Annotated in this window: 25 protein-coding genes; 5 read left to right on the forward strand and 20 right to left on the reverse strand. The window is 66.2% G+C overall.

What is annotated here, in order from left to right; genetic code table 11:
* The 5 genes from KVT32_RS23755 to mltG all read right to left on the reverse strand — a co-directional run.
* Positions 1-795, reverse strand: a 795-nt coding sequence (locus KVT32_RS23755) for an ankyrin repeat domain-containing protein (RefSeq protein ID WP_217618914.1), incomplete at its 3' end; no start/stop codon positions are given.
* Positions 796-833: 38 nt separating this feature from the next.
* Positions 834-1,604, reverse strand: coding sequence for a TatD family hydrolase (locus tag KVT32_RS23760; protein ID WP_152384211.1), 771 nt, complete (start codon positions 1,602-1,604; stop codon positions 834-836).
* A gap of 66 nt (positions 1,605-1,670) precedes the next feature.
* Positions 1,671-2,720, reverse strand: coding sequence for a DNA polymerase III subunit delta' (gene holB / locus KVT32_RS23765; RefSeq protein WP_056316853.1), 1,050 nt, complete (start codon positions 2,718-2,720; stop codon positions 1,671-1,673).
* Positions 2,717-3,340 carry a dTMP kinase gene (gene tmk / locus KVT32_RS23770; protein WP_152384210.1) on the reverse strand — a complete coding sequence of 208 codons (624 nt, stop codon included), beginning with the start codon at positions 3,338-3,340 and terminating at the stop codon, positions 2,717-2,719. Before tmk ends, holB begins: the two co-directional genes overlap by 4 nt.
* Positions 3,337-4,428: an endolytic transglycosylase MltG gene (gene mltG / locus KVT32_RS23775; protein WP_371825611.1), complete on the reverse strand. Its 1,092-nt coding sequence runs from the start codon at positions 4,426-4,428 to the stop codon at positions 3,337-3,339. Before mltG ends, tmk begins: the two co-directional genes overlap by 4 nt.
* Positions 4,429-4,588: 160 nt before the next feature.
* On the opposite strand from mltG, the gene KVT32_RS23780 reads away from it, so the two are divergent.
* A complete protein-coding gene (locus KVT32_RS23780; protein WP_152384208.1) occupies positions 4,589-5,587 on the forward strand; it encodes a folate-binding protein YgfZ in 999 nt (332 codons plus the stop codon).
* A 54-nt stretch (positions 5,588-5,641) separates the two neighbouring features.
* Here KVT32_RS23780 and KVT32_RS23785 read toward each other — a convergent pair whose 3' ends face one another.
* The 7 genes from KVT32_RS23785 to KVT32_RS23815 all read right to left on the reverse strand — a co-directional run bounded on the left by KVT32_RS23785 (position 5,642) and on the right by KVT32_RS23815 (position 11,171).
* Positions 5,642-6,331, reverse strand: coding sequence for a VIT family protein (locus KVT32_RS23785; protein WP_152384207.1), 690 nt, complete (start codon positions 6,329-6,331; stop codon positions 5,642-5,644).
* A gap of 74 nt (positions 6,332-6,405) precedes the next feature.
* Complete coding sequence (locus tag KVT32_RS23790) at positions 6,406-6,774, reverse strand: PaaI family thioesterase (protein WP_081101074.1); 369 nt, start codon at positions 6,772-6,774, stop codon at positions 6,406-6,408.
* 70 nt (positions 6,775-6,844) lie between these two features.
* On the reverse strand, positions 6,845-7,735 hold the full coding sequence (mmsB, locus tag KVT32_RS23795) for a 3-hydroxyisobutyrate dehydrogenase (protein ID WP_152384206.1): 891 nt from the start codon (positions 7,733-7,735) through the stop codon (positions 6,845-6,847).
* A gap of 89 nt (positions 7,736-7,824) precedes the next feature.
* Complete coding sequence (locus tag KVT32_RS23800; protein ID WP_152384205.1) at positions 7,825-9,000, reverse strand: enoyl-CoA hydratase/isomerase family protein; 1,176 nt, start codon at positions 8,998-9,000, stop codon at positions 7,825-7,827.
* Entirely contained in the window at positions 8,997-10,151 is a 1,155-nt protein-coding gene (locus KVT32_RS23805) for an acyl-CoA dehydrogenase family protein (protein ID WP_152384204.1), read from the reverse strand. Before KVT32_RS23805 ends, KVT32_RS23800 begins: the two co-directional genes overlap by 4 nt.
* A 248-nt stretch (positions 10,152-10,399) precedes the next feature.
* Complete coding sequence (locus KVT32_RS23810; RefSeq protein ID WP_152384203.1) at positions 10,400-10,747, reverse strand: RnfH family protein; 348 nt, start codon at positions 10,745-10,747, stop codon at positions 10,400-10,402.
* Positions 10,737-11,171 carry a type II toxin-antitoxin system RatA family toxin gene (locus KVT32_RS23815; RefSeq protein WP_056316825.1) on the reverse strand — a complete coding sequence of 145 codons (435 nt, stop codon included), beginning with the start codon at positions 11,169-11,171 and terminating at the stop codon, positions 10,737-10,739. Before KVT32_RS23815 ends, KVT32_RS23810 begins: the two co-directional genes overlap by 11 nt.
* A 271-nt stretch (positions 11,172-11,442) precedes the next feature.
* Between KVT32_RS23815 and smpB the strand changes: the two genes are divergently transcribed.
* A complete protein-coding gene (gene smpB / locus KVT32_RS23820) occupies positions 11,443-11,916 on the forward strand; it encodes an SsrA-binding protein SmpB (protein WP_062841367.1) in 474 nt (157 codons plus the stop codon).
* Between the two features lies 1 nt (position 11,917).
* Here the strand turns inward: smpB and KVT32_RS23825 are convergent, their stop codons facing one another.
* The 3 genes from KVT32_RS23825 to KVT32_RS23835 form a co-directional block, all read right to left on the reverse strand.
* Positions 11,918-13,105, reverse strand: a complete 1,188-nt coding sequence (locus tag KVT32_RS23825; protein ID WP_152384202.1) for a GGDEF domain-containing protein — start codon at positions 13,103-13,105, stop codon at positions 11,918-11,920.
* A 25-nt stretch (positions 13,106-13,130) separates the two neighbouring features.
* Positions 13,131-14,057 carry an SPFH domain-containing protein gene (locus tag KVT32_RS23830; protein ID WP_056318680.1) on the reverse strand — a complete coding sequence of 309 codons (927 nt, stop codon included), beginning with the start codon at positions 14,055-14,057 and terminating at the stop codon, positions 13,131-13,133.
* Between the two features lie 96 nt (positions 14,058-14,153).
* Positions 14,154-14,585, reverse strand: coding sequence for an NfeD family protein (locus KVT32_RS23835; RefSeq protein WP_152384201.1), 432 nt, complete (start codon positions 14,583-14,585; stop codon positions 14,154-14,156).
* 169 nt (positions 14,586-14,754) lie between these two features.
* Here KVT32_RS23835 and KVT32_RS23840 point away from each other — a divergent pair, with 169 nt between their 5' ends.
* Together KVT32_RS23840 and KVT32_RS23845 are read left to right on the forward strand one after the other, a co-directional pair.
* Positions 14,755-15,495: a glutamine amidotransferase gene (locus KVT32_RS23840; RefSeq protein WP_152384200.1), complete on the forward strand. Its 741-nt coding sequence runs from the start codon at positions 14,755-14,757 to the stop codon at positions 15,493-15,495.
* A 150-nt stretch (positions 15,496-15,645) separates the two neighbouring features.
* Complete coding sequence (locus tag KVT32_RS23845) at positions 15,646-16,491, forward strand: bifunctional transcriptional activator/DNA repair enzyme AdaA (RefSeq protein WP_056316807.1); 846 nt, start codon at positions 15,646-15,648, stop codon at positions 16,489-16,491.
* An 84-nt stretch (positions 16,492-16,575) separates the two neighbouring features.
* On the opposite strand, the gene ppsA is transcribed toward KVT32_RS23845, so the two are convergent.
* A complete protein-coding gene (gene ppsA, locus KVT32_RS23850; protein WP_056316805.1) occupies positions 16,576-18,942 on the reverse strand; it encodes a phosphoenolpyruvate synthase in 2,367 nt (788 codons plus the stop codon).
* Between the two features lie 214 nt (positions 18,943-19,156).
* On the opposite strand from ppsA, the gene KVT32_RS23855 reads away from it, so the two are divergent.
* Entirely contained in the window at positions 19,157-19,984 is an 828-nt protein-coding gene (locus tag KVT32_RS23855; RefSeq protein ID WP_056316802.1) for a pyruvate, water dikinase regulatory protein, read from the forward strand.
* A gap of 72 nt (positions 19,985-20,056) precedes the next feature.
* Here KVT32_RS23855 and KVT32_RS23860 read toward each other — a convergent pair whose 3' ends face one another.
* From KVT32_RS23860 to KVT32_RS23875, 4 genes are all read right to left on the reverse strand, one after another.
* Complete coding sequence (locus KVT32_RS23860; protein WP_152384199.1) at positions 20,057-20,536, reverse strand: DUF2846 domain-containing protein; 480 nt, start codon at positions 20,534-20,536, stop codon at positions 20,057-20,059.
* A 21-nt stretch (positions 20,537-20,557) separates the two neighbouring features.
* Entirely contained in the window at positions 20,558-21,037 is a 480-nt protein-coding gene (locus KVT32_RS23865) for a DUF2846 domain-containing protein (RefSeq protein WP_152384198.1), read from the reverse strand.
* Positions 21,034-21,366 (reverse strand): hypothetical protein, encoded by a 333-nt coding sequence (locus KVT32_RS23870; protein WP_226849033.1) that lies wholly within the window; start codon positions 21,364-21,366, stop codon positions 21,034-21,036. Before KVT32_RS23870 ends, KVT32_RS23865 begins: the two co-directional genes overlap by 4 nt.
* Before the next feature lie 167 nt (positions 21,367-21,533).
* The gene (locus KVT32_RS23875) at positions 21,534-22,001 is read right to left on the reverse strand and encodes a DUF2846 domain-containing protein (RefSeq protein WP_152384197.1); all 468 of its coding nucleotides are present in this window, start codon (positions 21,999-22,001) and stop codon (positions 21,534-21,536) included.
* Positions 22,002-22,056 lie beyond the last annotated feature (55 nt).

Genomic DNA, 22,056 nt, shown 5'->3' on the forward strand with positions numbered 1-22,056 from the left:
CGGCGCGGGTGCCGGGACCGGCGCTGGCGCCTCGGCGGGTTGCCCCGCGCCCGTGCCAGCGGCGCCCGCCTCCTGCGGCGCCCCTTGCGCCGACGCGCGGCGTTTGCGCTTGGCGTCCGCTTCCTTCTGGGCCATGGCCGTCAGCTCGGCGGCCAGCGATTCCGATTTGCCCGTGGCCGCCCACGCGGCCGCATCCTGCCCCTTCGTGTCCTGCGTGGTGACGTCGGCCCCGGCCCGGATCAGCAATTCGACCATGGGTTTGCGGCCAGACAGCGCCGCCATCATGAGCGGCGTCTCGCCATTGGGCGCCGGCGCGTTGACCATCGCCTTGTTCGCGAGCAGCAGGCGCGCCATTTCCATCTGCCCCTTGGAGGCGGCGTAATGCAGCGGCGTCCATCCCAGGCGGTTGACCTGCGCGCCACGCGCGATCAGCTTCTTGGCGCGCTCGGTCTGGCCGGCGATGGCCAGGTACATCAGCGGCGTCTCGCCCGCCGGGTTCTCGGCATTGACGTCGGTGCGCTTGTCCGCGGCGAGCACGTCAAACACCTTCCAGGCGTTGTCCACGACCGCGCGCATGATGGCCGGCTGTCCATTCTTGTAGCGCACGTTGGGATCCGACCCTTGTGCGAGCAGATCGCGGATGTCGTCGGGGTAATCGTTGGCGACGTAGACCCACCAGTCGCCCGGATTGGCCGCTTGCACGGTCGGCGCGGCCAGACCGATGGCCAGCGCAAGCAGGCCGGCGCGGCTGCACGTCAGAAGGGCTTTGTGAGCGGAGGCAATGCGGATGGCCATGGCTGTCCTAGGATGCAGATTCAAAAAATCGGGCCGACCTATTTCTTCACCTTGCTGAAAAGCTTGAAGAAATTGTCGGTGGAAGCGTGGGCGACCTCAGCTGCCGTGATGCCGCGCAGGTCCGCGATCTTTTCGGCCACATGGATCACCTTGGACGGATCGTTGAGCTTGCCGCGAAACGGCACCGGGGCCAGGTAGGGCGAATCGGTTTCGATCAGCAGCCGGTCCAGCGGGACCTTGGCGGCCACTTCATGCACGATCTGCGCATTCTTGAACGTCACGATGCCCGACAGCGAAATGTAGAAGTTCTGGTCCAGCGCGGCCTGCGCCACTTCCCACGTCTCGGTGAAGCAGTGCATCACGCCGCCCGCCTCGGCCGCCTTTTCCTCGCGCAGCATGCGCACGGTGTCCTCGGCGGACGATCGCGTATGCACGATGAGCGGCAGGCCGGCGTCACGCGCGGCGCGGATATGGCGGCGGAAACGTTCGCGCTGCCAATCCAGCGGTTCGGACAGACGGTAGTAGTCCAGCCCGGTTTCGCCGATGGCCACGACCTTTGGGTGTTCTGCCAGCCGCACCAATTCCTCGGGCGTCGGGTCCGGCGTGTCCTCGTAGTCGGGGTGCACGCCCACCGAGGCCCACAGGCGGGGCTGCGGCTCGACCAGCGACATCAGCCCGGGCCATTCCGGCATGTTGACGCTGACGACGAGCGCGTGCGTGACCTGATTGGCCGTCATGCGGTCAAGAATGGCCGGCAGATCGTTGGCAAGCTCGGGGAAATTCAGATGACAGTGGGAATCGACGTACATGGTGAGTGTGGTGTTGCGAGCCGGGGCGCGTCGCGAAGCGAAGCAAAGCGCCGCCGGATCAAGGACTTACGCCTGGCAGGATAGCACCACGCGCTGCAGGGTGGCGTGGGCGAACAGCTTGGCGTTCAAGGGGTGCGTGGCCAGCGCGCGCTGGCGCGTCAGCCAGCGGGCGGCCTCGGCCACGCGGGCAGGATGCATGCGGGCGGCCACCTGCGCCACACCGGCCGCCAGCGACGGAAAATAGCGCACCGGCGCGCCGGCGCTGGCCAGCATCAGATCCGTGTACAGCCGTTGCAGGGCATCGATCCATTCTGGCGCGGCCACTTTCTCCAGCGCTTCGGCCAGCGTGCCCACGTCGGGCGTCTGCCCCTTGGCCAGCGGGTTGACCAGCTGGCCCAGCCACGCCGGACAGGCGGATTCGCCGGATTGCGCCAGGCGCAGCGCCGCCAGCGGCGCGCCCCCCGCCGCGGCCAGCCATTCGCGCGCGGGCTCGACGTTCTGGTCGCGCAGCCACTGCAACGCCGTATCCGCATCAGGCGCGGGCAGCGGCAAGCGGCGGCAGCGCGACACGAGCGTGGGCAGCAACCGGTCCGGCGCGTCCGCGACCAGCAGGAATACCGTATGGGGAGGCGGTTCTTCCAGCACCTTGAGCAAGGCGTTGGACGACACGACATTGAGCGCATGGGCCGGGTACAGCAACGCCACGCGCCAGCCGCCGCGGTGCGTGGCGGTGTTGAACCAGGACTCCAGCGAACGGATCTGGTCGATGCGGATTTCCTTGGACGGCGCGCGCTTGGCGGCGCCTGTCGCCGGCTCGGCGTCTTCGGCCTGTTCGGCGGCGTCCGCGCCCTCTTCCACGGCCACTGCCTCGGGACGGATGCGGCGCAGGTCGGGATGGTTGCCGCTGGCGAACCACGCGCAGGCGGCGCAGTGGCCGCAGGCCAGCCCGTTTTCAGGCGTTTCGCACAGCAGGCTGGCCGCCGCCGCGATGGCGAAATCAAGCTTGCCGATGCCGGCCAGCCCATGCACCAGCCAGGCATGCGCAAAGCGGTCGCGATTGCCCAGCCAGGCGCGGGCCGTGTCCATCTGCCAGGGGTGAAACTGGGGCGCGCTCATGCGGGAATGGCCAACAGCTCGCGCAGGCCGGCTTCCAGGTCGGCGCGGATCTCGGGGATGGCGCGCGTCGAATCGACGACACGGATGCGGTCCGGATCGGCCTTTGCGCGGGCATGGTAGGCCTCGCGGGTGCGCTCGAAGAACGCCGCGCCCTCGCGCTCGAATCGATCGGGTTCGCGCGCGTCTGCCAGGCGCGCCCGGGCGACTTCCAGCGGCACGTCGAAGAGCCAGGTGCGGTCCGGCCGGCCGGCATGCATCCAGGCTTCCAGAACCGCCACGCGCTCGGCGCCCAGGCCGCGGCCGCCGCCCTGGTAGGCGTAGCTGGCGTCGGTATAGCGGTCGCAGACGACCCACGCGCCGCGCGCCAGCGCAGGCTCGATCACCTGGCGCGAATGTTCGCATCGCGCTGCGAACATCAGCAGGGTTTCCGTATCCAGCCCCATCGGATCGTTCAGGACCAACGCGCGCAGCTTCTCGCCCAGCGGCGTGCCGCCGGGCTCGCGGGTGGACACGACCTCAAGGCCCTGCGCGCGCAGGAAATCCGCGATCCAGACGGTGTGCGTGCTCTTGCCCGCGCCGTCCACGCCCTCCAGCGTAATGAAACGTCCGCGTGAGGTCATTGATCTTGTCCTTGTGCTGATTCGGGTTCGGGCGCTGCCGAGGCCGCCGGCGCGGGGGTGGGCGCAGGCGTGGGTGTGGGGTTGGACCGCTGACCAAGAATGTAGCGGGCCACGTTGCGGTTGTGTTCGGACAGGTTGGCCGAGAACTCGCTGGTGCCGTTGCCCCGGGACACGAAATAAAGAAACTTGTGCTGCTCGGGCTGCACGGCGGCCAGCAAGGCCGCCCGGCCGGGCGCGGCAATCGGCGTGGGCGGCAGGCCCGGCCGCGTGTAAGTATTCCAGGGCGTGTCGGTCTGCAGGTCGCGCTTGCGGATGCGGCCCTGGTAGGCCTCGCCCATGCCGTAGATCACCGTGGGATCGGTCTGCAGCAGCATCCCGATCTTCAGCCGGTTGGTGAACACGCCCGACACGCGCCGGCGCTCCGGGCCATGGCCGGTTTCCTTTTCGATGATGGAGGCGAGCACCAGTGCTTCATAGGGCGTGGACACCGCCACGTCGGGCTGGCGCTTGTCCCAGGTGTCGTTCAGGATGCGCTGCCCTTCCTGGTAGGCGCGGCGCAGCAGGTCGAAATCCGTGCTGCCGGGCGTGAAGACGTAGGTATCCGGAAAGAACAGGCCTTCCGGGTGTTTGATGGTCGATCCCAGCCGCTCCATCAGTTCTTCATCGCTGACATCGCCCAGCGTCTGCTTGACGTCGGGGTTCTCGCGCAGCGCCTGGCGGATCTGGCGATAGGTCCAGCCTTCCAGAAAGGTGATCTGGCGCTGCGTCATGTCGCCGCGGGCCAGGCGTTCGAGCAGCAGCCAGGGCGTGTCGCCATTGAGCGCCTGGTAGCCGCCCGCCTTCATCAGCTTGTCGCGCTCGGACAGGCGCGCCATCCACACGAAACCCGGTTCCCACATCGGCACGCCGGCGGCATTGAGCGCGCGCGCGACGGTGCGCGGGCTGCTGCCCGGATCCACCACAAAGTCGATCTTGTCGGACGACAGCGTCATCGGGCGGTGCATCCAGGTATAGGCGGCGCCCACCGCGCCGCCCACGGCCAGGACGATGAGCAACAGGAACCACAGGACGAAATTTCGGAGTCGCATCTTCATAAGTGTCGGAAGTTTAATGGATCGCGGGCCGCAGCCGTGACACAACCGGGGCCGGATCGCGCGGCGCGCCCCTTTGCGCATCGGGGACATGCCCGGGCCAGCCGGGGAACACGGCTATCATCAGCACTTTGATGACGCGATAACTCCCGCCGCCATGCACGCCTATTACGCTTCGATTCCTGTCCGCGCCGAAGGTTGCGCGCAATGCGCTCCGCTGGAAGATCTGGCGGTCTTCACTGCTTCGGGCGCCGACGCCCTGTCCTTCCTGCACGGCCAGCTCACGCAGGACGTCACGGGCCTGCCCCAAGACGCCGCGCGATTGGCCGGCTATTGCACCGCCAAGGGCCGTCTGCTGGCCACGATGGTCATGTGGCGCGGCGCCGGCGATACCGACGACGCCCCCCAGTTCTACGGCTTGGTCCGCCAGGACCTGTCCCAAGCACTGATCAAGCGCCTGTCCATGTTCGTCCTGCGGGCCAAGGCCAAGCTAGCCGCCGCGCCGCTGCACGTGGCCGGCGTGCAGGCCACCCCGGAACAGGCTGCCGCGCTGGAAGCGGTGGCGGGCGCGCTGCCGCGCGCCACGTGGCAGCGCGCCGACCTGCCGTCCGGCACCTGGATCGTCGCGCCGTCGGCAGACGACCGCCTGCGCTGGTGGTGGATTGCCTCTGACGAGCAGTTGGCACAGTCCGCCGCGCTGACCCAGGCCCTGGGCCTGGCCTCGGCGCAGCAATGGCAGGCGGCAGACCTGGCGGCTGGCATCCCCTGGATCGCCGCGGCCACGCAGGACGTCTTCATTCCGCAGACGGTCAACCTGGACCTGATCCAGGGGGTCAGCTTCACCAAGGGCTGTTATCCCGGGCAGGAAGTGGTGGCGCGCAGCCACTACCGGGGCACCGTCAAGCGGCGCATGGCGTTCGGCACCGTTGCCGACGTCAGCCTGCAGGGCCCGGCGCTGACAGGGGTGGACGTGTTCGATGCCACGCAACCGGGCGAGGCCATTGGCCGCGTGGTGCAGGCCGCCAGCGATGCCGGCGTGGTGTCGGTGCTGTTCGAAACCACCCTGGCCGCACTGCCCGAGGGCGATCTGCGTCTGGCCAGCGCCGACGGTCCGCGCATCGCGCCCGCCCCCCTGCCCTACGCCATCAATCCCTGACCCTGCTGCACCCGTGCGCGCCAATCGTGGCGCGCACGAATCTGGCGTTCGTCTTCAGACCGCCACGCCGAACAGCGCCCCCACGCCCGCCGTCACCGCCATGGCCACCGCGCCCAGCACCGTGACGCGCAGCGCGGCGGGCAACTTTGGCGCACCGCCCGCCTTTGCGGACATGGTGCCCAGCGCCGCCAGACAACAGACCGATGCGCCGATCACCCACATGATCAGGGGCGGTCCGGGCGATACCGCCGCCACGGCGAGCGGCACGGCGGCCCCGCCGGCAAACGACGCCGCCGACGCCAACGCCGCCTGGACCGGCCGCGCGCGATTGTGCAGCGAAATGCCCAGCTCGTCGCGGGCGTGCGCATCCAACGCATCATGGCTGGTGAGCTGGCGCGCCACCTGCTCGGCCAAGTCGCGGGTCAGCCCGCGATCGACGTAGATGTCGACCAGTTCCGCCAGTTCTTCGCCGGAGTTGCGCTTGAGCGAGCGCTGTTCAAGCCGCAGGTCCGCGGCTTCGGTGTCGGCCTGCGTGCGCACGGACACGTACTCGCCCGCCGCCATCGACAGCGCGCCGGCCACCAGGCCGGCCAGTCCGGAAGTGAGAATGGCGCCGTGCGAGGCTTGGGCAGCCGCGACGCCGGTGATGAGGCTGGCCGTGGAGACGATACCGTCGTTGGCGCCCAGCACTGCGGCGCGCAGCCAGTTGCTGCGGAAAATTCTGTGGTGTTCTTTTGCTGGCATTGCTGGAAAACCCATGCAACGCGTGACGGGCGCCGGGCATGCGGGGCGATGGCCCCGGCATGCCCCGGCAGCGTTCATCGCGGCGTCACGCGCACCGCGGTGAGCAAGCCTATCACGCACAGCGTGGCTTGTTCGCCGTCGTGCGCAAACATCTCCACCTGGCAGACCGAAAGACGCTTGCCCGGCTTGACCACGCGGCCGGTCGCGACGAACCGGTCGCCTTTGGCGGGCGCCAGAAAGTTCATCTTGAATTCGGACGTCAGCACATCCTCGCCCGGTCCGAACAGCGTGTAGGCCGCATAGCCGCCCGCACTGTCCGCAATGGTGGTGGAAATGCCCGCGTGCAGAAAGCCGTTCTGCTGGCAGAGGTCCTGCCGGTAGGGCAGGACGATGTCCACCCTGCCCGGCTCGACGCTGTGCAGCCGCGCGCCCAGCAGCGCCATGATGCTCTGCTGATCGAAGCTGGCCTGGACCCGCGCGGCCGGGTCTTCCGAGGCGTTGACGTGCGCCACGTCAGTCCTGCTCGCGCTTGACCAGATTGACGATGCTGGAAAAGTCCAGCTTGCCCGAACCGCCCGCGCTGTGCAGCGAATACAGGTTGCGCGCCAGTTCGCCCAACGGAATGGACGCCCGCGCCGACAGCGCGGCCTCGGCGGCCAGTCCCAGGTCCTTGAGCATCAGGTCCACGCCGAACCCGCCGGCATAGCCCTTGGAGGCCGGCGCATGCTCCATCACGCCCGGCCACGGGTTGTAGAGTTCGGTCGCCCAGTTGCGGCCCGAGCTCTTGGCGATGATGTCCGACAGCACCTTGGGATCCAGGCCGTTCGCCACGCCCAGCGCCAGCGCCTCGGACGTGCCTGCCATCAGGATGCCCAGCAGCATGTTGTTGCAAATCTTGGCGACCTGTCCCGCCCCGGCCGGCCCCGCGTGAAAGAGGTTCTTGCCCATCTTTTCCAGCACGGGCCGCGCGCGCTCCAGCGAGGCGGCCGCGCCGCCCACGATGAAGGTCAGCGTGCCCGCGGCCGCGCCACCCGTGCCGCCCGACACCGGCGCATCGATCATGGCGATGCCGCGCGCCTCGGCCGCCTGGGCCACCTTGCGCGCCGAATCCGGCGCAATGGTGCTGCATTCGATGACCAGCGCGCTCGAGGAAATCTTGCCCAGCAGGTCCTGGTCAAGGTACAGGCCCTCGACGTGCTTGCTGGCCGGCAGCATCGAGATCACGACCTCCGCGCCCTGGACCGCTTCCGACGCGGACGCGGCCGCCGTCGCGCCGGCATCGGTCAGCAGCTTGATGGCCGCCGGCACCAGATCGAACACCTTCAGGCTGTGGCCAGCCTTGACCAGATTCAATGCCATGGGCGCACCCATGTTGCCCAAACCGATAAACGCGATGCTGCTCATGATGTCTTGTCTCCTGTTGCTATTGCTGTAGGTATGGATTCATCGTGACCTGCGTGGCGGATCGGCCGGCTGGCGGGCCGGCCGGCGGATCAGCGCCCTTCCTGCCCCAGATCGGCAAGCGGATGCGGCTCGCCCTCGGGCCAGGGTTCTTCAAAGAATTTCTGCACCCAGGCGTCGGTCGCCATGTCGATGACGGCGGGATTCCAGCGCGGGTTCTTGTCCTTGTCGACCAGCAGCGCGCGGATGCCTTCGGCAAAGTCGCCATGCGCCGTGCACGCCAGCGCGGCGATGTACTCGACGCGAAACACGTCGTCCAGCGACCGCAGGCGCGTGCGCTGCTGCAAGGCAAACGCCAGGCGCACCGATCCCGGCGAGCCCGCCAGCATCGTCTTGGCCGCACGCGAGAGCCAGGGGTCTTCGTGGTCCTTCAGGAAGGACAGCTCTTCGTAGATGTCGTCCAGCCGGTTGCCGTTGCAAAGGTTGTTGACGACGAACGAGTGCTGGCGCAGCGGCCCGGGTTCGAGCGGCGTGGGCGGTTCCAGCGCGGTCAGCGCGCGGCGCAGCAGGCCGTCGTTGATCGAGCGCGGGGGAATCGCGTCCTCGGCCGCATCCGCGGCCTGGCCGGCCCACGGCTGCTGCTCCAGCGACGCCAGCAGCGCCGGCCAATCCGCGCTGTTCAGGCGGAAATCCGCCAGCCCGGCAAAGAAGGCGTCGGACGTGTTCAGTTGCGCGCCCGTCAGCGCCAAAAAGACGCCGCTGCGGCCCGGCATGCGGTTCAGCAGCCAGCTGCCGCCCACGTCCGGGAACAGGCCGATCGACACTTCCGGCATGGCCAGGCGCGAGGTCTCGCTGACGACGCGGTGGCTCGCGCCCATCATCAGGCCGATGCCGCCGCCCATGACGATGCCATGGCCCCAGCACAGAACGGGCTTCGGATATGTGTGGATGCGATAGTCCAGCCGGTACTCGCGTTCGAAGAAGGTGCGCGCGTAAGTGTTACTCCAGCTGGGCTTGCCCGTGTTCTCAGTCATGCTGCGATACAGGCCGTGCAGGTCGCCGCCGGCGCAGAACGCCTTGTCGCCCGCGCCCTGCAGCACCACCAGCGCAACACCAGGATCACGCGCCCAGGCGTCCAGGCGATCCGCCAACAGGTCAACCATCTCGAGCGACAGGCCGTTCAGCGTTTGCGGCGCATTCAGCGTCGCAATGCCGAAACGCATTCCATTGGCGGCGGATCTTTCTTCGAACAACACCGGTGCATTCATCTTATGTCGGCTCCTTTTTCCAACAATTGGCGGGCAATGATCACGCGCATGATCTCGTTGGTGCCCTCCAGAATCTGATGAACGCGAGTATCGCGCACCAAACGCTCCAAGGGATAGTCTTTCAGGTAACCATAACCACCATGGATCTGTTGCGCGTCCAGGCATATCTGAAAGCCCATGTCGGTGGCGAAACGCTTGGCCATCGCGCAGTAGGTGGACGCATCGGGCGCGCCGGCATCCAGCTTGCAGGCGGCCAGCCGAACCATCTGGCGCGCCGCCACCAGGTGCGTCGCCATGTCGGCCAGCTTGAACTGCAGGGCCTGGAATTCCGCCAGCCGGCGGTTGAACTGGCGGCGCTCGTCCATGTAGCGGCGGGCGGCGTCCAGCGCGCCCTGCGCTGCGCCCACCGAGCACGTGCCGATGTTGATCCGGCCGCCATCCAGGCCCTTCATGGCGATCTTGAAGCCCTCGCCCTCCACGCCCAGCATGTTGGCGGCCGGCACGCGGACGTTCTCAAAGGTGATGGGACGCGTGGACTGGCTGTTCCAGCCCATCTTCTCTTCCTTGCGGCCATAGCCGATGCCTTCGCTGTCTGCGGGGATCGCAAAGGCGCTGATGCCCGCGGCCCCCTCGCCGCCGGTGCGGGCCATCACGACCAGCAGGTCGGTGTCGCCGCCGCCGGAGATGAAGGCTTTGGCGCCGTTGACGATGTAGCTGTCGCCATCGCGCTGCGCGCGCGTGGACAGCGATGCCGCGTCGGAGCCCGCGCCGGGCTCGGTCAGGCAATAAGAGGCCAGCTTTTCACCGCTGGCGAGCAAGGGTCCCCAGGCTTGCCGCAAGGCCGGCTGGCCCCACTTGCCGACCATCCAGGTCGCCATGTTGTGTATGGTCAGGAACGCCGTGGTGGACGGATCCACCGCCGCCATTTCCTCGAACACCAGCGTGGCGTCCAGACGCGGCAGGCCCAGCCCGCCGATGTCCTCGCTGGCGTAGATCGCGCAGAAACCCATCTCGCCCGCCCGGGCAAAGGCGTCACGCGGGAAGATGCCCTCGGCGTCCCAGCGCGCGGCGTGGGGAGCCAGTTCGCCCTCAGCGTAGTCGCGGGCGGCCTGCGCGAACGCGCGCTGCTCGTCGGTCAGTTCCAAGTCCACAGCCTGTCTCCTGTTGTAGTCGGTATTGTCTCGTGGCGTTGCTGCCGTCTCGTGAACGCCAGCCCGTCGATTTTGACATGACGTTGACGTAAACGTAAGCGGGAATCCGGCTCAATGTTACGCCCGAAGCGGCCGGGCGCTTTGTCTTATTGACGACAATGTGCGGGGACGGGCCGAAAGCAAAACGCCACCGGCGGATGTCGACGGTGGCGTGCGGGGCGCCGGGCCAGGGTGCCGTCAGTTCGCCGTTACAGCAGCCCTGCCGGCCGGATGCGCCCGTTGCGGGCCGTCTTGGCCCGGCGATGCTCGGCGCGGCGGCGGCGCGACTCCTTCGGGTCGAAGCTCAGGCCGCGATAGATTTCCACGCGGTCTCCGTCGGCCAGGCGCGCCTTGGGTTCGGTGGCGCGGCCGAAGATGCCCACGCCCGCTTCCCACGGCTTGACGACAGGAAATGCCTGCGCAAAACCGCTGGCCGCCAACGCGTCCTCGACGGTCGCGCCGTCCGGCAAGCGCACGTCGCGCTGCCAGGCGTGGCCGGGCAAGGCGTAGCAGACGATGACGCCGATCTGCCCGCCCGCGGACCCTTCACTCGCCATACTTGGCCTGCGCGCGCTTGGTGAAGGAATCGATGAAGCTGGTCGCAATGCGGTTGAAGACCGGGCCCACGACCATTTCGAGCGGCCGGTTCGAGAACGCGTACTCCATGGTGAACAGGACCTTGCACGCGTCTTCGGCCAGCGGCTGGAACACCCAATGACCAACGAGGCTGGAGAACGGACCATCCACCAGCTCCAGGTCGATCCGCTCGGGGTAGACGTGGGTATTGCGGGTCGTGAAGCGCTGCTTCATCCCCGCGAAGGAAATCAGGATGGAGGCCTGCATGCCGTGTTCGTCGCGGGTCTGCACCTCGGCGCCGCCACACCACGGCATGAACTCGGGGTACTTCTCCACGTCGGCAACCAGGTCGAACATCTGGGCGGCGCTGTAAGGCACCAGGACGGATCGTTGTACTTTGTGCATCGACTATCGCAAATGGCTAGAATGGCAAGATTTTACCGGCACAGCGCTTTGTGGGCTTGAATGGTCCGAAACTGCGGCCGAAACTGCGGCCGAAACAGCGGCCGAAACAGTGAAAAACTGCGCAGTGAACAAAACTGCGGCCAAAGTGGTGCAGCGGCCTGCGCAGTAAACAAAACAGCGGCAAAAGACAGCCGTCAGGATACCGAGCAATCGCCGCCCGCAACAACCCGCAATCCGCCGGATTCGCAGAATCCCCCAGCAAGAAGGCTTTATGAGCATTATCGACAATCGCAAGGCCACGCACGACTATTTCATCGAAGACCGCTTTGAAGCCGGCCTTGTCCTGCAAGGCTGGGAAGTCAAGGCGATCCGCGACGGCCGCGTGCAGCTCAAGGAAAGCTACGTCATCGTGCGCGATGGCGAACTGTTCCTGCTTGGCATGCACGTCAGCCCCCTGCCCACGGCCTCCACGCACATCCACCCCGACGCCATGCGCACGCGCAAGCTGCTGCTCAAGGCCGAGGAAATCAGCAAGCTCATCGGCAAGGTCGAGCAGCGCGGCTATACGCTCGTGCCGCTGAACCTGCACTACAAGAACGGCCGCATCAAGCTTGATTTCGCGCTGGGCCGCGGCAAGAAGCTGTTCGACAAGCGCGACACCGCGCGCGAGAAGGACTGGGCGCGCGAAAAGGAACGCATCATGAAGCACGACACCCGCGCCCCGCGCCGCGGCAAGGACGATTGATTCAGGCGGCCACCGGCAGCGCCGGGCGCTCGGCCTCGTGGCCGGGGCCCACCACGCGGTTGCGCCCCGCCGATTTGGCCGCATAGAGTTTTCGGTCGGCCCGTTCGAACAGCACCTGCAGGTTTTCGCCTGGGATCCAGTCCTCGACGCCCGCGCTGAACGTATACGAAATCGTGCTGCCCCCGTGCGCGCAAGGCGTGCGCCGCACCGAATCCAGCAGGCGCTCGGCCACCTCCAGCACCGCGTCGCTGCGCATGTCCGCAAACAGCACGCAGAATTCCTCGCCCCCCACCCGTCCCACGTGATCGCCGGTTCGTAGTGTCGCGGTCGCCAGCAAGCCGAAATGGCGCAGCACCGCATCGCCGGCCGCATGGCCATGCGTGTCGTTGATGCGCTTGAAGTGGTCGATGTCCAATAGCAGCAAGGTCAGCGGACGGCGCATGCGCAGGGCCTGGGCGCAATACCGTTCGGCCTGCAGCCACCACGCCTTGCGAGACATCAGACCCGTCAGGAAGTCGGTGTTGGCCTCTTGTTCGCGGTCGGCCAGCATGCGGTCGTGGATGATCATGATGGTTCCCAGCGTCAGGCACGGCATGATCAACACGCCCAACGTCAGGAACGCAACGCCCCACAGCTTGGGTTCAAGAAAGGCGGCCACCGTGTCCAGCCCCGCCAGGTAGACCCCGGCGCGAAGCGCGCAGACCACGGCGGAGATCAGCGTCACCGCCCACACGAAACGGTAGGCGTAGCGCGAGCGATGCTTGGGCATGTTGCGCTGGACGACGATGGCCACGGCCAGCATGAAGCCCATTTGCAGCAGCGACATCGCGACGATGCGCGGACTCACCTGCCAGTCCACGTAGGTGTAGGTGGCCACGACCGACAGCGCCGCCAGGCAGCCCAGGGTCATGAGATGCCGGGGCACCGCAAGACCGAGCAACCGGCGCACGCCCGCGTAATACGCACAAAGGGCCAGCGCGATCGCCGCGTTCGGCACCAGGATGGACGCCCAGAGCGGCGCCTCGGTGTTCTGCAGCGCAAATGTAGAAAACGCCAACAGCGTGAGCAGGTTGGCGCGTATGGTCTCGCGGATGCCGGCCATGCCGCTGCGCGCCAGGGATCCCAGCACGCACAGCGAAAGCACTCCCGCCAGCGCTGCTATCAGAAGCAAATTAACGGGAGCGATCATGGGCGGCGCGCCGCGAGGCGCGGTATCAGGTGTTGCGCGTGGATTTCACGATGGTCATGGCGGAGGCGATCATCCCGCCCACGTCGGACAGATTGGCCGGCAGGATCAGCGTGTTGCCTTCCTTGGCCACGTTGCCGAACGCCTCGACGTAGCGCTCGGCAACCTTCAGGTTGACCGCTTCCATGCCGCCCGGCTGGCGAACCGCATCGGCAACCTGCGTGATGGCCTTGGCAGTGGCTTCGGCAATCGCCAGCACCGCGGCCGCCTCGCCTTGCGCCTGGTTGATCTGCGCCTGCTTCTCGCCCTCGGATCGCGCGATCGCGGCTTCGCGTTCGCCGGTGGCGATATTGATCTGCTCCTGGCGGCGGCCCTCGGAGGCGGCGATCAGCGCGCGCTTCTCGCGTTCCGCCGTGATCTGGGCCTGCATCGAACGCAGGATCTCGTTGGGCGGCGTCAGATCCTTGATTTCATAGCGCAGCACCTTCACGCCCCAGTTCAGCGCCGCCTCGTCCAGCGACGAGACGATGTTGCTGTTGATGGAATCGCGCTCTTCAAAGGTGCGGTCCAATTCCATCTTGCCGATGACCGAACGCAAGGTGGTCTGGGCAAGCTGCGTGATCGCCGAAATGTAGTTGGACGAACCGTACGAGGCGCGCATCGGGTCCGTGACCTGGAAATACAGCACGCCGTCGACCTGCAGCTGGGTGTTGTCGCGCGTGATGCAGACCTGGCTGGGCACATCCAGGGGGATTTCCTTCAAGGAATGCTTGTAAGCCACCCGTTCGATGAACGGAATCACGAACCCGGCGCCCGGCGACAGGACGCGGTCGAACTTGCCCAGCCGCTCGACCACCCAGGCGTGCTGCTGCGGCACGATGGCGATCGCCTTGACGACGATAAGGATCGCCAACGCAACGATGACAAGCAGCACGACGGTTGAAGTATCGATCATGGTGTGAAGCCTCTTTTCGGATGGATGCGCCGGCCTGCCCCGCCATGCTGGCCGGGGTTCCGGCGATTGCCCGCGGCGCTGCGCGGGCGCGTTCTGCTATGCCGATCGGCCGCGCTTGGGTGTCAGCACGAGGATCGAGCCGCGCAATTCGGTAATGATGTGTTCGCCGGGATGGGCGGCGTGTCCCTTGGCCAGCTCGGCCTGCCAATGCGCGCCCCGGTACCAGACGCGCGCCGCCCCGCTGTCGGACCACGCCTCTACGACGACGGTTTGGCCGATGTCCAGGTTGACGTCGGCGTTGCGGGCGGAATTGACCTCGCGCTTTTTCAGCACCCGGGTCTTGCGCAGCACCAATAGCCCCAGCAACAGCACGACGCCGCACGCGACCAGCTCCCATTGCAGGCCGGCGTTCAGCCAGGCCGCAATGCCGCCGGCGGCCAGACCTAGAGCGACCAGCAGCAAATAGAAGGTTCCTGTCGCCAGCTCTCCGATGAGCGCCAGCGCCGCCAATCCCAGCCAAATCCACATAGTATTGAGAATCGTCTGTAAGGATGAGTATCTGAGCGGATTGTACGTATTTCCGGGACGGAGCGGGAGCCGCGGTGCGCCGACGGGAACATTTTCGCTGGATTACTATGTGCGCTGGCGCGCCAAGTCGCGGGACCAACGCGCCGCCCTCATCCACCTATATGCTTTTATGACCGCCGCAACTCCTTCTGCTCTTCCCGTCCTGATCCTGCACACCGGCGATCCGGACGATACGCTCAAAAGCCAGTTCGGCGGCTATGCCGAACAAATCATGACGGCGGCCGGCCTGGCCGCCAGCAACGTCGAGATCGTCGCGGTATACGAGGGCCAGCGCCCGCAGGCGCCCTCCAGCTACCGCGCTGCCCTGATCACCGGTTCGCCCGCCATGGTGTCCGACAAGGAACCCTGGAGCGAAGACACCGCCGCCTGGCTGCGCGAGGCCGTCGACGCGGGCCTGCCGATGTTCGGCGTCTGCTACGGGCACCAATTGCTGGCGCACGCGCTCGGCGGCAAGGTCGGCTACAACCCGTCGGGCCGTGAAGTGGGCACCCAGACCGTGGAATTGCTGCCGACCGCCTCCGGCGACCCACTCATGGCCGGCGTGCCGTCCACCTTCCCTGCGCAGATGCTGCATGCGCAGACCGTGCTGCAACCGCCCCCGGGCGCGGCGGTGCTGGCGCGTTCGGATCTGGACGACCACCAGATGATCCGCATCGGCCGCAACGTCTTTTCCACCCAGTTTCACCCCGAGTTCGGGCCGGATTTCATCCTGGCTCATCTCGAGCGTTATGGCCGCCGCTACGCCGCCGAAAACCTCGACATGCCCGATCTGTCGGCCAACGTGCGCGCGACGCCCGTGGCGGCGGGCCTGTTGCGGCGCTTCCTGGAGACCTACGCGCCCGGCGCCTGACCTCCGCAGGCGTCCCGCCGGCCTTGCCGGGACGCCACGGGGGACGCCAAAGGCCAAGGCTGCGCCGCAACAAGCGGAGTGCCGGGGCCGTCCAGTCTTGAGACGATGGCGTCAAGCGTTACGCCAACACGCGCCAGTCAGGAGTCCCTTATGAGCCCCGCCGCCGTCCCCTTGAGCAAACAGCACGCCGCCGCCGTCGAGCGCGCCTGCCGCGCCCTGGAAGCCGAGCAGCCGCCCGATCTGTCGACGCTGGCCGAGCAGGCCGGCATGAGCCGCTTCCATTTCCACCGCGTTTTCAAGGCCGCCACGGGCATCACGCCCAAGGCCTACGCCAACGCGCTGCGGGCCAGCCGCGCGCGCCAGCGCCTCGAAGAAAGCGCAAGCGTCACCGACGCCATGTACGACGCCGGCTTCAATTCCAGCGGACGCTTCTACGAGGCCGCCCCCGCCATCCTGGGCATGACGCCCACCGCGTTCCGCAAGAACGGCGAAGGCGTGGACATCCGGTTCGCGGTCGCGCAATGCGCATTGGGCGCGCTGCTGGTGGCGGCCAGCAGCACCGGCATCTGCGAAATCGCGCTGGACGAGGACCCTGACCGGCTGGTCAAGAACCTGCAGGACCGCTTCCGCGCCGCCAGGCTGATCGGCGCCGATCCCCAGTTCGAAAGCTGGGTGGCGGACGTGGTCGGCTTTGTCGAAGATCCGGCGCGTGGCCTGGACCTGCCGCTGGACGTACGCGGCACGGCGTTCCAGCGCAAGGTCTGGGAGGCGCTTTGCGAGATCCCGCTGGGCGAAACCGCCACCTACGCGCAAGTGGCCGAGCGCATCGGCGCGCCCACCGCCGTGCGCGCCGTCGCCCGCGCCTGCGCCACCAACAACATCGCGCTGGCCATTCCCTGCCATCGCGTGGTGCGCACCGACGGCTCGCTGGCCGGCTACCGCTGGGGCATCGACCGCAAGCGCGAACTCATCGCCCGGGAAGCCAAGGCTGCCTGAGCGGCACGGGTCGAATAAAAGCCCGAGCGAATAAAAAAACCCCGCGTCCCAAAAGACGCGGGGTTTTTCGTTTCAACCGGCCAATCAGTTCTTGGCCAGGCGCTGCCACGTATCGACAACGGTGTCCGGATTCAGCGACATCGACAGGATGCCTTCGTCCTTCAGCCACTGCGCGAAGTCCGGGTGATCGCTGGGGCCTTGGCCGCAGATGCCGACGTACTTGTTGGCAGCCAGGCAAGCCTTGATCGCACGGCGCAGCATGAACTTGACGGCTTCGTCGCGCTCGTCGAAGTCGGCCGCCAAAAGCTCCATGCCCGAATCGCGGTCCAGGCCCAGCGTGAGCTGGGTCATGTCGTTCGAGCCGATGGAGAAGCCGTCGAAGTACTGCAGGAACTCGTCGGCCAGGATGGCGTTGGACGGCACTTCGCACATCATGATCAGCTTCAGGCCGTTTTCGCCGCGCGCCAGGCCGTGCTTGGCGAGCAGGTTCACGACCTTCTCGGCCTGACCCAGCGTGCGCACGAACGGCACCATGATCTCGACGTTCGTCAGGCCCATTTCATCGCGCACCTTCTTGAGGGCTTCGCATTCCATGCGGAAGCACTCGGCGAAGTCTTCGGCGATGTAGCGCGACGCGCCGCGGAAGCCCAGCATGGGGTTCTCTTCCTCGGGCTCGTAGCGCGAGCCGCCCACCAGCTTGCGGTACTCGTTGGACTTGAAGTCCGACATGCGCACGATGACCGGCTTGGGGTAGAAGGCGGCGGCAATCGTCGCCACGCCTTCGGCCATCTTCTCGACGAAGAAGGCGCGCGGGCTGGCATGGCCGCGAGCGGCCGATTCCACGGCCTTCTTCAGTTCGCCGTCCACGTTCGGGTAGTCCAGGACTGCCTTCGGGTGGATGCCGATGTTGTTGTTGATGATGAATTCCAGGCGAGCCAGGCCGACGCCGCCGTTCGGGATCTGGGCGAAGTCGAACGCCAGTTGCGGGTTGCCCACGTTCATCATGATCTTCAGATCGATGGCGGGCATGTCGCCACGGCGCACTTCCTCGACTTCGGTTTCGATCAGGCCATCATAGATGCGGCCTTCGTCGCCTTCGGCGCAGGACACGGTCACGGCCTGGCCTTCCTTGAGCACGTCGGTCGCGTTGCCGCAGCCCACCACCGCCGGAATGCCCAGTTCACGCGCGATGATCGCGGCGTGGCACGTACGGCCGCCGCGGTTCGTCACGATGGCCGAGGCGCGCTTCATCACGGGTTCCCAATTGGGATCCGTCATGTCGGTGACCAGCACGTCGCCCGGCTGGACCTTGTCCATGTCGGAGATGTCACCCACGACGCGCACCGGACCCGAACCGATCTTCTGGCCAATGGCACGGCCGGTGATCAGCACCTGGCCGGTCGCCTTCAGGCGATAGCGCTGCTGCACGTCGTTGGCGCCCTGCTGCGACTTCACCGTTTCGGGGCGCGCCTGCAGGATGTAGATCTTGCCGTCCACGCCGTCGCGGCCCCACTCGATGTCCATCGGACGCTGGTAGTGCTTTTCGATGATGACGGCGTAGCGGGCCAGTTCGTTGACCTCGTCGTCGGTCAGCGAGTAGCGGTTGCGCTCGGACACGGGCACGTCCACCGTGCGCACGGCACGGCCTTCGGGGCGCTCGGGATCGAATTCCATCTTGATGAGCTTGGAGCCGATGCGGCGGCCGACGATGGGATAGTGGCCTTGCTCCAGCGTGGGCTTGAAGACGTAGAACTCGTCAGGGTTGACGGCGCCCTGCACGACGGTTTCGCCCAGGCCGTAGGACGAGGTGATGAACACCACATCCTGGAAGCCCGATTCGGTGTCGATGGTGAACATGACGCCGGCGCTGCCCTTGTCGGAACGCACCATGCGCTGGATGCCGGCCGACAAGGCGACGTCGGCATGGGCGTAGCCCTTGTGCACGCGATAGGAAATGGCGCGGTCGTTGTACAGCGACGCGAACACGTGGCGGATCTTGTCCAGCACGTCGTCGATGCCCACCACGTTCAGGAAGGTTTCCTGCTGGCCGGCGAACGAGGCGTCGGGAAGGTCTTCGGCCGTGGCGGACGAGCGCACGGCGAACGAGCCCTTGCCATCGGCGTCGAGCTTGGCGAAGGCTTCGCGGATCTGCGATTCGAATTCCGGCGAGAACGGCGCCTCGACGATCCATTGGCGGATCTGCGCACCGGCGGTGGCCAGTTCGCGCACGTCTTCGGGGTTCAGCGTGGTCAGGCGTTCAGCGATCCGCTTGTCCAGGCCCGAAGCCTTCAGGAAATCGCGAAACGCATCTGCGGTCGTGGCAAAGCCGCCCGGCACGCGGACACCCGCGCCAGACAGCTGGCTGATCATTTCGCCAAGAGATGCGTTCTTGCCTCCTACCGAGTCCACGTCCGTCATGCGGAGCTGCTCGAACAAAACAACATACGACATTGAAGTCACCTTTTACAATGGAATGAAAGCGAGTTTGGTCAATGGATGAAATGCGCTGTTCTGGGTGCCGGAGAAACGCTTTTTCCGGCTTGTGCAGACATGCTTTCAGACGCTGACCAAACTGGCCTTGGACCGCCCTTGGGGTGACTTATAGGGGCCTGATTGTACTCGGTGGAGTACGTCCGGCCATCTGCCTGGTTGGAATTTTTTACACATGACATCTACCCCTATCGTACGCACGGTATACATCGTTTCCGACAGTACCGGCATCACCGCGGAAACCTTCAGCCAGTCAGTACTTTCGCAGTTCGAGGAGGTCAATTTCAAGCCCATCCGCCTGCCCTTCGTGGACACGCTTGAAAAGGCCGCGGAAGTCGCCATGCGGATCGATCGCAGCGCCCAGGACGCGGGCGTGCCGCCCATCGTTTTCAGTACCCTGGTCAACCCTGAAATCCTGGCACGTGTTCGCCAGGCGAACGGCATCTTCCTGGATCTGTTTGGCACGTTCGTCAGCCACATCGAACAGGCGCTGGGCCTGAAATCCAGCCACTCCATCGGCCGCTCGCACATGCAGGCCAACTCGGAAAAGTACCGGAACCGTATCGACGCCATCAACTTCAGCCTGGCGCATGACGACGGCCAGTTCGTGAACCAGCTCGATCAGGCCGACGTGATCCTCGTCGGGGTCTCGCGCTGCGGCAAGACGCCCACCAGTCTGTACCTGGCCATGCAATACGCCATCAAGGCCGCGAATTTCCCGCTCACGCCCGACGATTTCGAACGCGGCACCCTGCCCTCGACCATCGCGCCGCACCGGGGCAAGCTGTTCGGCCTGTCGATCCAGCCCGAGCGCCTGGCCGAAGTGCGCAACGAGCGCCGCCCCAACAGCCGCTACGCGCAACTTGAGCAATGCCGCTACGAAGTGGCGGAAGCCGAGCGCATGATGCGCCGCGAGGGCATTTCGTGGCTGTCCAGCACGACGAAATCGATCGAAGAGATCGCAACCACCGTCTTGCAGGAAGTCGGACTGGATCGCGGATAAAGAAAAAGGGCGCGTTCACGCGCGCCCTTGATTGGCCGGCGATTTCAGCCGGCGAATGTTCACTGCGAATATTCAGGGACGCAGCTTGACGCGCTCTCGCGATCCCGCGCCCCAGTACTTCAGCGGCGACATCTCCTGTTGGGCAATCTTTTCGGATTCCTCCAGGCGCATGTCCTGCCGCCCCACGCTGGCGGCATTTCCGGTTGCGCCCTCGATGCTCAGGCGCACGTACCGCGTCTGTCCCGGCGCCAGGTCGAACGTCAGGGTCTCGCCATCGCGCAACGTATCGATCTCGTACTTGCCCGCCGGACGGTTCACGTAGAAGAAGCTGCCCGGCTTGGACCGGCCGACCTTCACGCCATTGACGCGCAGATACGGTTGATTCGACACCACGCCAATCGGCGCCGCCGGCTGGTAGAAATAGATGCGGCCCGTATCCGGGACCATGACGGGAATGGTGCCCGCCACGTCCTGGTAGCGGGGGCCGCCGCAACCGGCCAACAAGGCGGCGCCCAGCGCGGCGGCGGCCATCATCTTCAAACTGCTCTGCATGGATTTCTCTTCGGTTCGGGTCTAACGCAAGCCCGGAGCCTGCTCGGGCGAAGCCGCGCCCCAGTAGCGCATCTTCAAGAGCTCGGTTTCAGCGAGTTCGGGCGGATCGACCATTTCCATGGACAGCTTGCCCACCGTGCCCGTGCTGCCCAGCGATTCGGCCTTGATGCGCACATAGCGCGTCTGACCCGGATCAAGCTTGAAACTCACGCCGTCGCCCGTCCAATACAGGTTGGTCACGACATAACTGCCTGCCGGGCGGTCCACGAAAAAGAAGCTGCCCGGCTTGTTGCGCCCTACGACATCGCCGTTCACGCGCAGCTTTTGCTGCGCCACCGCGGCGGCTGACGCCTGCGCCTGCGGCTGGTAGAAGTAGATGCGCCCTTCGCCTTGCGCGATTGGCGGCATGCGCCCCTGCAAGGATTGGTATTGCGGACCAGCGCACCCGGCCAGCGCAACCACCGTCGCGGCCGTCGCCGCCAATTTCAGCCAGATTTTCATTGACGCATTTCCACAGGCAGGGTGACAGGACGGTTCAATGGCAGATAGGCCATTTCACCAGGCAGGTAAAAGCCAACGAGCTTTCCCGAGGACGCCACGAGATAGGCCTCCCCCTGGCGCCGCGTCTGGACCGTGAACAGGCCGCCAAGCGACCGGTAGACGTCGCCTTGCGGCAAGGCGCCCACGCGCTGCCATTGCGACGCCGCCGGCAGATTCGCAATGCTGTCATTGGGAAGCTGGGCGGTGACCAAGCGCGACAGCTGGATCACGTTGACCGGGTCCGCCGGCGCCACGGGCACCAGGTTCGCCCGCTGTGTCGACACGGACATGCACGCGCTCAAGGAGAGCATGCCTGCGACGGCCAACACGGCAAACTTGCTCAGGCGAGCCGCGCCCGCGATTTTTGAAACTTCCGACGACACCATGGATACCCCCGGCAACGAATGAAGTGCGTAAGTATAGGGGTGCGTCAGAAATCTACAAAACGTATCCGCGCTCAATAGCGCAGCGCTTCGCGCTCGCGCCGGCCCGCGCCCCAATATCGCAAGTCGGCAAGCGCTTGCTGCGCGGCGTCGGGCGACTGCTCCAGGCGCAGCACTTGCTTGCCCCCCGCGACGTCCACCCGGACGTATTGCGTCTGCCCTGCCGCTAGCGGCACGACCAGCGGGTCCTTGCGTTCCTTGCGGTCCGTTGCCGTGATCACTTCGAGCGTCCCGGCCGACCGGTCCACGAAAAAGAAGTGGCCTGATTTGGACTTGCCGACGCGGGCGTTGTCGACCAGGATGGCCGGATGCGGCACCTTGTCGCCGTTGGATGTCTTGGGCTGGTAGAAATAGATCCGCCCTTCGCCCGGTTCCAGCGCGGAGATCTTGGCCGCCACGTCGCCATACCGGGGGCCCGCGCAGCCCGCCAGCACGCTTGCGGCGCCCAGCGCGGCCAGGCTCAGTTTGATCCAGTGTTTCACGTGTCCCCTCCCCGGGCTCGAAATGCGGGCCGCGTCAGTGCGCCGCCCACGTTGC

The sequence above is a fragment of the Achromobacter sp. GbtcB20 genome (assembly GCF_019091095.1).
Taxonomy (GTDB): Bacteria; Pseudomonadota; Gammaproteobacteria; order Burkholderiales; family Burkholderiaceae_B; genus Achromobacter; species Achromobacter mucicolens.